The 12,430-nt window shown below is 34.0% G+C and carries 15 protein-coding genes; 3 read left to right on the plus strand and 12 right to left on the minus strand.

Annotated elements, in window-relative coordinates; translation table 11 throughout:
- Window positions 1-13: 13 nt before the first annotated feature.
- The 6 genes from AC3WVA_RS04105 to AC3WVA_RS04130 all read right to left on the minus strand — a co-directional run bounded on the left by AC3WVA_RS04105 (window position 14) and on the right by AC3WVA_RS04130 (window position 4,495).
- The gene (locus AC3WVA_RS04105) at window positions 14-886 is read right to left on the minus strand and encodes a DUF4097 family beta strand repeat-containing protein (RefSeq protein WP_142320923.1); all 873 of its coding nucleotides are present in this window, start codon (window positions 884-886) and stop codon (window positions 14-16) included.
- 34 nt (window positions 887-920) lie between these two features.
- Complete coding sequence (locus tag AC3WVA_RS04110) at window positions 921-1,625, minus strand: ABC transporter permease (protein ID WP_098521716.1); 705 nt, start codon at window positions 1,623-1,625, stop codon at window positions 921-923.
- Window positions 1,626-1,659: 34 nt separating this feature from the next.
- Entirely contained in the window at window positions 1,660-1,821 is a 162-nt protein-coding gene (locus AC3WVA_RS04115) for a hypothetical protein (RefSeq protein WP_166688966.1), read from the minus strand.
- Window positions 1,814-2,737, minus strand: coding sequence for an ABC transporter ATP-binding protein (locus tag AC3WVA_RS04120; RefSeq protein ID WP_098344595.1), 924 nt, complete (start codon window positions 2,735-2,737; stop codon window positions 1,814-1,816). Before AC3WVA_RS04120 ends, AC3WVA_RS04115 begins: the two co-directional genes overlap by 8 nt.
- A gap of 125 nt (window positions 2,738-2,862) precedes the next feature.
- Window positions 2,863-3,798: a HAMP domain-containing histidine kinase gene (locus tag AC3WVA_RS04125; protein WP_098521715.1), complete on the minus strand. Its 936-nt coding sequence runs from the start codon at window positions 3,796-3,798 to the stop codon at window positions 2,863-2,865.
- Window position 3,799: 1 nt separating this feature from the next.
- Window positions 3,800-4,495, minus strand: a complete 696-nt coding sequence (locus tag AC3WVA_RS04130) for a response regulator transcription factor (protein WP_098344593.1) — start codon at window positions 4,493-4,495, stop codon at window positions 3,800-3,802.
- Window positions 4,496-4,664: 169 nt separating this feature from the next.
- On the opposite strand from AC3WVA_RS04130, the gene AC3WVA_RS04135 reads away from it, so the two are divergent.
- Both AC3WVA_RS04135 and AC3WVA_RS04140 read left to right on the plus strand, forming a co-directional pair.
- Entirely contained in the window at window positions 4,665-4,838 is a 174-nt protein-coding gene (locus AC3WVA_RS04135; protein WP_001293578.1) for a hypothetical protein, read from the plus strand.
- The gene (locus AC3WVA_RS04140; RefSeq protein ID WP_001014310.1) at window positions 4,839-5,033 is read left to right on the plus strand and encodes a YwbE family protein; all 195 of its coding nucleotides are present in this window, start codon (window positions 4,839-4,841) and stop codon (window positions 5,031-5,033) included. It begins immediately after the preceding gene.
- A gap of 38 nt (window positions 5,034-5,071) precedes the next feature.
- On the opposite strand, the gene AC3WVA_RS04145 is transcribed toward AC3WVA_RS04140, so the two are convergent.
- The gene (locus tag AC3WVA_RS04145) at window positions 5,072-6,271 is read right to left on the minus strand and encodes a class I SAM-dependent rRNA methyltransferase (RefSeq protein WP_098521714.1); all 1,200 of its coding nucleotides are present in this window, start codon (window positions 6,269-6,271) and stop codon (window positions 5,072-5,074) included.
- A 298-nt stretch (window positions 6,272-6,569) separates the two neighbouring features.
- On the opposite strand from AC3WVA_RS04145, the gene isdG reads away from it, so the two are divergent.
- On the plus strand, window positions 6,570-6,893 hold the full coding sequence (gene isdG / locus AC3WVA_RS04150; RefSeq protein WP_098521713.1) for a heme oxygenase: 324 nt from the start codon (window positions 6,570-6,572) through the stop codon (window positions 6,891-6,893).
- A 68-nt stretch (window positions 6,894-6,961) separates the two neighbouring features.
- Here isdG and srtB read toward each other — a convergent pair whose 3' ends face one another.
- The 5 genes from srtB to AC3WVA_RS04175 all read right to left on the minus strand — a co-directional run.
- Complete coding sequence (gene srtB, locus AC3WVA_RS04155; RefSeq protein ID WP_492321787.1) at window positions 6,962-7,726, minus strand: class B sortase; 765 nt, start codon at window positions 7,724-7,726, stop codon at window positions 6,962-6,964.
- Between the two features lie 31 nt (window positions 7,727-7,757).
- On the minus strand, window positions 7,758-8,528 hold the full coding sequence (locus AC3WVA_RS04160; protein WP_349302757.1) for an ABC transporter ATP-binding protein: 771 nt from the start codon (window positions 8,526-8,528) through the stop codon (window positions 7,758-7,760).
- Window positions 8,518-9,501 carry a FecCD family ABC transporter permease gene (locus tag AC3WVA_RS04165; RefSeq protein WP_048531556.1) on the minus strand — a complete coding sequence of 328 codons (984 nt, stop codon included), beginning with the start codon at window positions 9,499-9,501 and terminating at the stop codon, window positions 8,518-8,520. The genes AC3WVA_RS04160 and AC3WVA_RS04165 overlap by 11 nt, the downstream gene beginning before the upstream one ends.
- Window positions 9,502-9,528: 27 nt before the next feature.
- Window positions 9,529-10,410, minus strand: a complete 882-nt coding sequence (gene isdE / locus AC3WVA_RS04170; protein ID WP_141539716.1) for a heme ABC transporter substrate-binding protein IsdE — start codon at window positions 10,408-10,410, stop codon at window positions 9,529-9,531.
- Window positions 10,411-10,479: 69 nt separating this feature from the next.
- Window positions 10,480-12,430 (minus strand): NEAT domain-containing protein (locus AC3WVA_RS04175; protein WP_492321788.1); only part of this gene is annotated, 1,951 nt, incomplete at its 5' end.

A 12,430-nucleotide genomic window follows, 5' to 3' on the forward strand; every position in this document is an offset into this window, starting at 1 on the left:
TTTCATTTAAAATTTAATCGATATAAATCGCTCCTGTTTTACTTACAATCTTCACCTCATTTTTTGCATCACCTATGGTTCCTGCTTTTACCTTTTCTTTATTTTTATCTATCTTAAGTCCATTTACATTCACCATTACGTCAGACGAATTACTTTTAGCCGTAAGTTTCAAAGAATTCGGAACCCCTTTATACCGTACGCCAATATCTCCTGATTTTGTTTCTACAAATAATGATTTTCCTTCTTTCATATCTTTCAGTAATACTTCACCAGATGTTGAAGTGATGTTCATATTTGCGTTACTTACATTGGTTATATAGTTATCACCAGTCGTAGACCTTATATTTAATTCTTGTACTGAACTATCTTTTACAGCTAATTCTCCACTTTGCGATATGAATTCACCTTTCTCAGCTGATAGTCCCACAACCATTTCATCTCCAGACTTGCTTTTTGTCATGATACTTTTTACTACTATATTGCTTATTTTCACATCACCAGATTTATTATTTAATACAATTTTATCTATTTCTTTCTTCGGAATAGCTATAGATATACTATTTTTCTTCCTAAACGTAAAACCGTTAAAGAATCTGGTCGCCTTTTGTTTTTGCTTAACTATAACTTGATTCCCTGCTTGTTCTATTTCGACGGGATCTACCTCTTTCTCTACTCGTTTACCTTGAGCCGAAATTACTATTTTGTTAGCGTCTGTACCTTTAAATTTAATATCCCAATTTTCATTGTCTATTTCTATTTCTTTTATATGATTTATCTCAAACGACTTTTCTTTCTTAAAATCTTTCCCCTGAAATATCTTAAAACCAAAAACCGCACTAGCAATTGTCAAAAATAAAATTGCAATTACTATTATTTTTTTCACCATTCATACCCCAGTTCGTTGTTGTTTTAAGCTTACTTCACGCCACATCAATCTTGTCGATTTTACGAAACGATAGATAACTAATGAAAATCCCTAATAAACAGAGCACGATTGGGATAGCTATAAAATCAAACATACTTACTTGATTGCTTTCAGCCCCAACGTTACCACTAATCAGCATACCAATTATTACTGCGGAAGTAATCGTTGTCGGTGTTGATTTCTTTCTCATCCCAAAAAATAAAGGAATTAAGCTTATACCTGATATCATAAATGCACTTATAATAGTAGCTGGAACGATAGCTATTATTTCACCTATCGTAGCTGGCGTTTCAATCAGTCCCATCATTGGACTCACAAAATATACGAGCAAACTAATAATAAAAGTAGCGATAATCGTGCTCACAAAGCAAAAACAAAAAACAATTGTCAATTTCGCTCTCATTAACATTTTCCTTTGCAGTGGGTACATAAATGATAGTTGTATCGTTTTGTTCTTATACTCATCAATTACTAAACGTGATAAAATGACCGAACTAAAAATAATGAATGTTATCCTAATTAAAATATTTGCTAAAGCCATGTTCTGTGTGAAGTCAGAGAAGAGCACGTCTTCCTCAGCTTTCATTCCCCATGCCATAAGGCTTACTACAGCGAAAATTGCTATAATACAAATGGCTACACTTTTAAAGTAACTAGATAATCGATGCTTTTTCCACTCAAGCTTCATTAGTCTAAGCATACAAACCACTTCTCCATTCTTTATATAACTATCTCTACGCTACTAACATTCTAATTCCAGCAGTAACGAAGCTTAACATTCCTATCAATAGTAGAATGAACAACCATTTCCGCTCTGGTTTCCTATAATATAAAATCCCACTTATAAACATTACGATCAATCCACTTACTAGATTCACTAACAATCCATTAAGCATGAATGCCCTCTCCATCCATTACATTTAAGAAATATTCCTCTAAGGAACTATGTTTCTTATTAATACTTTCAATTTCCACATCGTTCATAATAAGTGCTTTTGAAATGGCTTGTTGCGTCACCTTCAATTCATACACACGAATCATGTTTCCACTCATTATTTTGTAATTTTTTATACCGAGTTTATCTTCTAAAATGTAAGCTGCACGTTTCACATCAGGAACAGTAATTTCAATGTACTCTGTTTGTTTTCCGTTAATACTCTTCATTGAAACTTCTTTTATTAGTTTTCCATTTTGAATTACCCCAATTGTATCTGCCATTAGTTCCATCTCACCTAAAATATGACTAGAAACTAATAATGTAATGCCGTATTCTTTGCAGAGCATTTTAAATAAGTCTCTTAATTCTTTAATACCAATTGGATCTAAACCGTTAATCGGCTCATCTAAAATGAGTAGTTCTGGCTTTGTCATAATCGCTCTTGCAATACCAAGTCGTTGCTTCATCCCTAATGAAAAATCTTTTACTTTTTTATCATCTATACCATGCAGTTTTACTAAATGTAAAGCATGATCAATTGCGTTCTTGTCGTAATATCCCATATATTCACAATGTAATTCTAAGTTTTCCTTCGCCGTTAATTTATCATAAAAGATTGGATATTCGATAATGGTCCCCATGCGCTTTAACAATTCATAAGATGTATCCGTTAACTTTTCACCAAAAATTTCAATATCACCGCTCGTCGGCTTTATTAAATTTGTGATCATTTTCATAATCGTCGTTTTACCTGCGCCATTCGGCCCTAAGAAACCGTATATCTCTCCTTTTTTCACATGCATGTTAACGCTAGAAATAACTTCTTTCCCTTTAAACACTTTCGTTAACTGATTCGTTTTTAATATATATGTCATGTCACTATCTCCTTTCGCACTACCTTATACTTCTATAATAGACAACGGAAATCTCTTTTTTCTTACCCGTTCCTTACAAATTCCTTACGCTGAAAAAAAGCTTGTAGAATCTAATCCTCTACAAGCTAAAACAGCATCTTTTTTAATACAACTGTAAAAATCGTTTTTTCATATGGCTTACTAGAAAGATGTATTTTTCCATCCATCGCTTCCACAAGCCTTTTCGTAATCGTTAACCCTAGACCACTCCCTTGGTACAATCTATTTCTGGAGTCTTCAAGCGTGTACATACGCTCAAACACTTTATCAATATGGGATTCATCAATTCCTTTTCCTGTATCCCACACATCTATATACACACTCGTTTCATCATCTCTTAACATCACACCAAGTGTCTTTCCATCGTCTCCATATGTAATTGCATTTGATATTAAATTATTCAATACTCTACCTAATACTTCTACATTTCCAAGTGCGTATATATTTCTTTCTGGTATATTAATATGAACTTGAAACCCTTTCGTCGTCACTAAATCATAAAAAGATAAAATCTTCTCACGGCAAACTTCATTCATATTTATTTTTGTCATCTCTATTGCTTTGTCACCAGATTCTAATTTTGCTAAATCAAAAAACTTATGAATCAATTCCATTACTTCTAGTGTTTTTACATGCACCTTTTCAAGTAATATTTGCTGTTCTTCTTTATTCATCGTTTTATCCTTATTTAACATTTCTGTATATCCAAGAATAACTGTTAGTGGCGTCTTTAAATCATGTGAAATATTTGAAAGCATTTTTCTCATCGAAATTTCTACTTTCGCATGATCTGCATTCGTTTTCTGTTTTGCATCTAATAATTGATTAATTGCCACTAATAATTTTTGCAATTCTAGATCATCTGTCATAACGAGTAACTTTTCGTCTGTTTGTTCATTTACAATACTTTCTAATTTTTTATATGTGTATCGTAAATTTTCACTACTATTTTTCCTCATTTTATACTGTATGTAAATGACACATAACAATATAAAAATAATACCTATTAACAAATTGACCATATTACATCACTTCCAACTTATAGCCGATGCCCCATAACGTTTTAATATATTCTGGATTAGATGGATCGCTTTCGATTTTCTCACGCAATCTTCTCATATGAACATTAATAACGTTATCGTCCCCGTAATACTCTTCGTTCCAAACTAACGTATATATTTGTGCTTTCGTAAATACACGATTTTGATTTTTTACGAACAGTTTTAAGATTTCAAATTCTTTTAAAGTAAGCTTGAGAGGTTTCCCGTTTTTTTCAACCGTAAAATTAATTGGATCGATTGTTAGATCACCAATTTGAATCATCTTTTCTTCTATTGATTCTGTAGCCGAATATTTCGTAGACCTCCGAATACCTGCCTTTACACGTGCAGCTAATTCAATCATAGAAAATGGCTTACAAATATAATCATCTGCTCCAAGTCCTAATCCAACAGCTTTATCAACATCTGTATCTTTTGCCGACATCATTAAAATCGGGACAGCACTTTTTTCTCGAATGATTCGCACAACCTCTAAGCCATCTAGCTTTGGCATCATAATATCGAGAATAATTAAATCAAATGAACCTTTTAAATATGTGTTCACGCCCTCTTCTCCATCAGATGCAATTGTTACTTGAAAACCTTCTTTTATTAAATACTTTTCCACCATCTCTTGAATTGAAATATCATCTTCAACTAATAAAATATGATGCGACATATGTCTATCCCCTTTTTTACAAACATTAGCATTTTAATTGTATCGTAACGAATGAATACTGTGAAGAATTATATGAATTTTCAAACCAACTTCCCTTCCTTCCCTAACAATGATATGATGAAATTTACTACGATAGTTCATAATTAACTTTATATAAAGGAGACTTATCATGTCAGAAAACAAAAAAGTAAGCTTAGCTGATTTAATGCGCGAACAACTTGCAAAGAAAAAGCAAGGTAACGGTAATGGTCAAAATGCTAAAAACCAAAGCCAAGAAACAAAAAAATTACAAAACCAACAAACGAAGAAAACAAACAACCAACGTAGACGTACAGGTGTATAAATGAACGGACAAAAACGTTCTAATATCGCACCCGGCCTTGAAGTTGATATTGTATTAAAACAAGATCAACGCACAGGCAAACTAACACGTGGAATTGTAAAAGATATTTTAACAAACTCCCCTTCCCATCCGCATGGCATTAAAGTGCGATTGCAAGACGGGCAAGTCGGTAGAGTACAAAATATCGTTCAATAAGAAAAGGAGCTCAAGTAAACGCGAGCTCCTTTTCTTTATTAACCTTTAATTTTCTCGATGAAAACTACTTTTAAATAGTCTCCTTCTTTAAATTGATCAATGGTACGGAAATCTTCTGGTAAAGAATGTTCTTCTAATATTTTATATTTGCCATTCATTTCTTTAAATGCCGTATCGATAAAGCCTTTAAACTTTTTCATATCGAATGCGCTACAATTTGTAGAAGCGACGATAATCCCGTTATTTTCTGTAATGGCAATCGTTTCTTTTAATAAGTTTTTATAATCTTTCGCTGCACTAAATGTATATTTCTTTGAACGTGCAAAGCTTGGAGGATCAAGTACGACCATATCAAATTTCATCTTTTTCTTCACTGCATATTTGAAGTACAGAAAAACATCTTCTACAATAATATCTTGCGCTTCATAATCAACTTCATTTACACTAAACTGCTCAATCGTTTTACTTAAACTACGATTTGCAAGATCTACACTCGTCGTTTTGCTCGCTCCACCAAGCGCTGCAAATACGGAGAAAGCACCTGTATAAGAGAACATATTTAAAACGGTTCTTCCCTTTGCATACTTATCACGAATTTGTTTTCGAACGTTACGCTGATCTAAAAATACACCAACCATCGCTCCGTCATTTAAATAAACAGCAAAGTTCACACCATTCTCTTTTACGATAAGCGGAAACTCACCGCGCTCTCCTGCTACGAAATCATCGCCTTCAATGTATTTCCCTTTCGTATCAAAACGCTTTTTCTCATAAATGCCTTTAAAGTTTGCTACTTTTTGAAGAGCTGCGATAATCTCATCTCTGAAAGTATAAATCCCTTCACTATACCAACTTACTACATAATAACCATCATAATAATCAATGATTAAGCCCCCAAGACCATCACCTTCACCGTTTAGGGCGCGGAATGCTGTCGTATCACTTGATTTGTAAAATTGCTTTCGTTTATGTAAGGCTGATTTTATTTTACTTTCAAAGAAAGTTTGATTAATTTGTTCACTCTCTTTTCTCGTTAAAATCCAGCCGTATCCTTTATTTTGTTTTCCATAATAGCCTTTTCCGATAAATTGGTTCTTCTCATCTACTACTTTAATGATTGTTCCTTCTTCCTGAACATCATTTAAATTTTGAATCGCATCTTTTAAAATAAGCGGATATCCACTTTTAATTTCTTTTATAAATTTCGGTTTTATTTTTACAGTTACTTCTGATCGCATATAATAACTTCCTTTCCATTTGCATGCTTTCTCTACAGGAAGCATTTAAAAAACGAGACTGAAAAAACAGCCTCGTTTCACTATACCATATTATTGCTTTACTAGTACAACTCGCTCATTCTCTCGCTTAACTGCCACATATTTACTACATTTCGAACTAAAATTGTTACTGTCCAACATAATAGAAAAAATACTTATATATTCCATATTTACCATTGACAATGATAATGATTTTCATTATCATTTAATGTATATGAGTTCTCGAAAATAAAGGCTACATTTAATAGGAGGAATAAACATGATTATTGTTACAAATACAGCTAAAATTACAAAGGGTAATGGACATAAATTAATTGATCGTTTTAATAAAGTAGGTCAAGTCGAAACAATGCCAGGCTTTTTAGGATTAGAAGTGCTTCTAACACAAAATATAGTTGATTATGATGAAGTAACAATTAGCACACGCTGGAATGCAAAAGAAGATTTCCAAGGTTGGACGAAGAGCCCAGCATTTAAAGCTGCTCACTCCCATCAAGGTGGAATGCCAGATTATATTCTTGATAACAAAATCTCTTACTATGATGTGAAAGTTGTACGTATGCCAATGGCTGCAGCACAGTAAACATATTTCTTTTTTAAAGTATAGAATATGAGGAGCGTTACCACTTCTCATATTCTATACTTTTTTATTTATTTTCTTTTTACTAGTTTCGCATGTACGACTAACCTTCCTGCTTCCGGATCAAGTGCATAGTCACACGTCGAAAGTGTTACGATTTGATCACTTGCTGTCAATTTTGTATCCGTTTTGTACAGCGATTTCTCTTGAATTTTCTCCAAAAATGATGCGTATTCCATATCACTGCTAAAATCCGTTTCAATGTAATAAAAATCAGTTGTTGTTGTATACACCGAGAACACTTCAAGATCATATCCTTCAAATAATGTATCATAATATAATTTACGATGTGACATGAAGAATTCCTCATCTAACATTTTCTTTAAACTTCCAAACATAGAACCATCTTTCATACGGTGACCATATAAAATCGTATTTCGATTTTGAGATTTCACATCATTACGATAGTCCATAAAGATGCTTCCTGCTCTCATATCTTCACCTTTATAATTACGGAACAAATAGTAATCATTGTCTTTCGCTTGAACGATTGGATAATTAATTTGTATATCATCCATCGTAATCCATCCAACTATTTCTTCGTTAATTTGCTGCAGAGCTTTGAATTGTTTACGCACTTCCCCGTCTTGTGATTGCTCTTCTATCGGACTTTTTTCATAAATGTTTTGTGCTTCGGCCATTACTTTACGATTTTCATAGTAATCCATGAAAATATCACCTAATTCATATACTGAATAGAAAAAGGTACCTAAAAAAACAACTGTAAGTATTCGTTGAAAAAAAGAATTCTTCTTCCGTTCTTTTTTACTACTCAAATTATCACCTCAAAACGGATTGTTCGCATATTTAAATACCCATTGGGACCATATACAATCCTGTATCTTCATCTTGCTTTACAACGGCATCTACACCGTATATCGTCTTTATCATACTTTCTGTCACAACATCATCCGGCTTACCTTTCGTAACAATCTCGCCGTCTTTCATAACGATGATATGATCACTATAGCGAATTGCCTGATTAATATCGTGTAATACCATAACAATCGTCAATCCATGTACTTCATTTAACTCTTTTACTAGCTCTAATATTTCAAGTTGATAATAAATATCTAAATAAGTTGTCGGTTCATCTAAAAAGAGCATTGGTGTTTTCTGAGCTAACGTCATAGCAATCCAGACACGTTGTCTTTCGCCACCAGATAAAGCGTGAATCTCTTTATCACGTTTATTTAGCAAATTCGTACATGCTAAAGCCCTTTCGATCGCGTCTCTATCTTCATCAGTTTGCGAGGAAAAAATATTTTTATGAGGCATACGACCAAAACTTGTTAATTTCTCTACCGTCATATCTGCCGGTGCTTCATTTTGTTGATGGACAACAGCTAATTTTCTAGCAAACTCTTTCGGTTTATATTGGCTAATCGCCTTTCCATCCAGTATTACCTCTCCGCTACGAGGATCGTGATTTCTTGACATTACGCCAAGTAATGTCGATTTCCCGCAACCGTTTGGACCAATAATTGTTGTAATTTTACCAATTTCTATTTCACTACTAACCGATTTTAATCGATCTGTTACATTATCATACGAAAAGGTTACATTTTTAATTTCCATGAACTTTATCACTCTTTCTAAGCAAGAATATTAAGAATGGGCCACCAATAACTGCCATAATCGTCGCCGCTGGAATTTCGTTAGGTGGCACAATTAACCTTCCAATTGTATCCGCAGTCAAAATTAATAACGCTCCTGCAAGAGCAGAAAATGGAATTAATACTTTATGATCTGAACCGACTAGTTGTCTTGAAATGTGCGGAACGAGCAATCCTACGAAAGCAATAACACCTGCAATCGCTGTTGATACTGCCGCTAAAAGTACTGCAATAGCAGAGATAATAAGACGAACTCTCGTCACGTGCAAACCTAAGTTTTTCGCAGTCTTATCTTGTAACGATAATAGATTACACCAAGCTCCTACAAACAGAGCAAGAATAAGGCCAATTGTTCCATAGGTAACCATTATTTCTACATCGCCCCACGTCTTCATCGTTATGTTAGAAGTCGTCGTTTGCTTAATACTCTTAATGAAATATCCGCAAATCGTAATGAACGATTCATTTAAGCCAGTGAACATCGCATTAATAGCTATACCCACTAAAATAATGCGAAGTGGACTTAACCCTGACTTCCATGAAAATGCATAAACGAGATAACACGCAAACGCACCACCTAAAAAGGCGAATACTGGTGTCCAGAAAAAGAATTGAGGAAATAACGTAATAATAACAAGGGTCATAAAACTTGCCCCTGAAGATATACCGATTACGCCAGCATCAGCAAGTGGATTTTTCATAACAGCTTGAAAAAGCACACCTGAAACAGCAAGAGCTGCTCCGGTGAACAGTGCAATAATAATACGCGGGAAACGTAAATCTTTAATTACTTCAACATCTTCATTGTCCCCTGTAAATATCCCTTGTACAAGGTCCACTATCCCTATTTCTAAACTCCCTTTCATTGCTGACAATGATGTCATAACAATAAGTAATACAGTAACAATGAAGAAACTCCAAGTTTTTTTATTCATTCCACTCTTCCTTTATATTAAAATGCATCACGGATACATCATTTTTTTCAATTCATCTAACGCTTCAATTGCTTCTAAATTTCCTGTCGTTCCAAATAAACGCTCTTCCAAATCGTAAACACGATTATTTTTAACTGCAGCGAAGTGTTTCCAAATATCATTTGTTTTAAATTCTTTATCAAACATTTTTACAACTTCATCAGGCATACCATGTGCTGCTCGTAAAATAATGTCCGGATCTGCTTTTTTTAAATACTCTGTATTAGAGGCTAAATACTCTACTTGCTCACCTTTTACAATGTTTTTACCGCCTAATTGCTTCACTAAATCTCCAATGTAAGAATGCTCTGTCGCTACTAAATAACTCCCCGGCACACCTAATAAAATAAGTACTGTCGGTTCTTTCTTTCCTTTTACTTCTTTTTGAATACTAGCAACCTTTTTATCTAACTTCGTTACAACTGCTTCAGCCTGCTTTTCACGTCCATATTGCTTACCTAAATTACTAATGGAATTTTGCATATTTTTTAAGCTAGTTAAGTCTACAAAGTTTGCTTTCATATCTACACCATCAAAAACTGGCTTTAATTCATATTCAAGTGTTGTCACAGATAATACTTCTGACGGCTTTAATGATTTTACCTTTTCCATATCAGGACTCATCGGATTCCCGACTTCAGGTAAACCTTTATATCTCTTTGGTAAATCTTTCGTACTCGTTGGAACACCAACTAAATCTACTTCTAATGCATCCATAATTTCAGTAACAGCGACTGTCGTGGCAACAACTCTCTCTTTACTCTCACTCTTCACCTGTTTTGCTGCTTCTTTTTTTGGCGCGGAGCATCCAGCTATACTCACTAATAAAATGATAGCCATTAGTACACTTGCAATTTTCTTCACTCTCAATCACCACTCCTTTCCAAACAATATGAAACAAGTCTTGATGCACGCGAACACGCATCAAGACTTCAAAAATTACAATCTACCCGCTCTATATTTACGAACTAGTAAAGCAAGTGATCCTAGCAGTAGCACCATGTATAAACCTAGTTGTGCTGTATCTGCCGTTTTTGAGTTTTTCTCTTTTTTCGGATCATTTTTTTGGCCTGCTTTTTTCTTCTTATCATCTGCATTTCGGTTAAAATCAGGCGTATCTACTTTTTTCACATTATCTACTTTCGGTGTAATTATTGGGTTGTTCGGATCATTTTTCGGATCTTTTTTTGGATCCTCTTTAATCGTTCCTAATGCACCAATATTGTTTGTATCAAATTGAATTTGAACATCGTAGAAATGATGATAGTTCATTTCATTAATATCTACTTTTACTTTTGCATTTAATTTTTCAAATAAATCACTTACTTCAAATTGTACTACTCTCGTATTTGCATTTTTATCTTCACTTACTAATTTTGCATCAGCAAATAAACCATCTTTTTCTGTTTGGAATTTCGTAATCCACGCACTATTTTTAAGCGTCATCTCAATGTACTTTTTACCATCTTTAACGATTAATTTGGCTGGATGTACAGTATAATCATGCATCTTTGAAAGCTCATTTGTTTTATCTTTTAACACTTTAAATGGAATATCATATTGACCATCTTCTAAATTTTTTGGATCAACTATTACTTTTGGTGTATTATTTCCGCCTTGGTTGTCGTTTCCACCTTGGTTATCGTTTCCGCCTTGGTTGTTGTTTCCGCCCTGGTTGTTGTTTCCGCCCTGGTTATCTAATGCTTTAATACTATTTTGATCAAATAAAAATTGAACATCGTAGAAATGGTGATAATTCATTGCATCAATATCTACTTTTACTTTTGCATTTAATTTTTTCAATAAATCATCTACTTCTAACTCTACTACTTTTGTATTTTGTTCTTTATCCTCACTTAACACTTTTGCATTAACAAAAGAACCATTCTTCTCAAACTCAAACTTTGTAATCCATGCACTATTCGTTAATGTAAACGATACATACTTCTTACCATCTTTCACTTTTAGTACAGCTGGACTCTTTGTATATGTGTTCATCATTGAAATTTCTTCTGTTTGATCTTTTAAAACTTTAAAACCAATGCTGTATGCACCATCTTTAAGAGCTTTTGGATCAATGGTTGTGTTATTACCTTGGTTGTTGTTTCCACCTTGGTTATCGTTTCCGCCTTGGTTATCGTTTCCGCCTTGGTTATCGTTTCCGCCTTGGTTATCGTTTCCGCCTTGGTTATCGTTTCCACCTTGGTTATCGTTTCCGCCTTGGTTATCGTTTCCGCCTTGGTTGTTGTTTCCACCTTGGTTATCGTTTCCACCTTGGTTATCGTTTCCACCTTGGTTATCGTTTCCGCCTTGGTTGTTGTTTCCACCTTGGTTGTTGTTTCCACCTTGGTTATCTAGCGGTTTAATGCTACCTTTATCAAATGCAAATTGAATGTCGTAGAAATGATGATAATTCATTGAATCGATATCTACTTTTACTTTTGCATTTAACTTTTTAGATAAATCGTCTACTTCTACTTCCACTACGCGTGTATCAGCTTTTTTATCTTCACTTAATACACTTGCATTAACAAACGAACCATTTTTCTCAAATTCAAACTTTGTAATCCATGCACTATTCATTAATGTGAATGATACATATTTTTTACCATCTTTCACCTTTAACACACCTGGACTCTTCGTATACGTGTTCATCATTGAAATTTCTTCTGTTTGATCTTTTAAAGCTTTGAAATTGATGCTGTATTCACCGTCTTTCATTGTGTCAGCATCTGGTTTCTTGTTTCCATCTGGCTTTTCTACTTCCGGTTTCTCTACTTCTGGTTTCTCTACTTCTGGTTTCTCTACTTCTGGTTTCTCTACTTCTGGTTTCTCTACTTCTGGTTTCTCTACTTCTGGTTTCTCTACTTCTGGTTTCTCTACTTCTGGT

It is taken from the genome of Bacillus sp. EB106-04-02-XG92, from assembly GCF_058791995.1.

Coding starts and splice junctions, on each gene's coding strand:
- AC3WVA_RS04110 (WP_098521716.1), bottom strand. CDS start 1,625: ATGCTTAGACTAATGAAGCTTGAGTGGAAAAAGCATCGATTATCTAGT.
- AC3WVA_RS04135 (WP_001293578.1), top strand. CDS start 4,665: ATGTCAGAAAACAAAAAAGTAAGCTTAGCTGATTTAATGCGCGAACAA.
- AC3WVA_RS04120 (WP_098344595.1), bottom strand. CDS start 2,737: ATGACATATATATTAAAAACGAATCAGTTAACGAAAGTGTTTAAAGGG.
- AC3WVA_RS04140 (WP_001014310.1), top strand. CDS start 4,839: ATGAACGGACAAAAACGTTCTAATATCGCACCCGGCCTTGAAGTTGAT.
- AC3WVA_RS04115 (WP_166688966.1), bottom strand. CDS start 1,821: ATGCTTAATGGATTGTTAGTGAATCTAGTAAGTGGATTGATCGTAATG.
- AC3WVA_RS04160 (WP_349302757.1), bottom strand. CDS start 8,528: ATGGAAATTAAAAATGTAACCTTTTCGTATGATAATGTAACAGATCGA.
- AC3WVA_RS04165 (WP_048531556.1), bottom strand. CDS start 9,501: ATGAATAAAAAAACTTGGAGTTTCTTCATTGTTACTGTATTACTTATT.
- AC3WVA_RS04145 (WP_098521714.1), bottom strand. CDS start 6,271: ATGCGATCAGAAGTAACTGTAAAAATAAAACCGAAATTTATAAAAGAA.
- AC3WVA_RS04125 (WP_098521715.1), bottom strand. CDS start 3,798: ATGGTCAATTTGTTAATAGGTATTATTTTTATATTGTTATGTGTCATT.
- isdG (WP_098521713.1), top strand. CDS start 6,570: ATGATTATTGTTACAAATACAGCTAAAATTACAAAGGGTAATGGACAT.
- AC3WVA_RS04130 (WP_098344593.1), bottom strand. CDS start 4,495: ATGTCGCATCATATTTTATTAGTTGAAGATGATATTTCAATTCAAGAG.
- AC3WVA_RS04105 (WP_142320923.1), bottom strand. CDS start 886: ATGGTGAAAAAAATAATAGTAATTGCAATTTTATTTTTGACAATTGCT.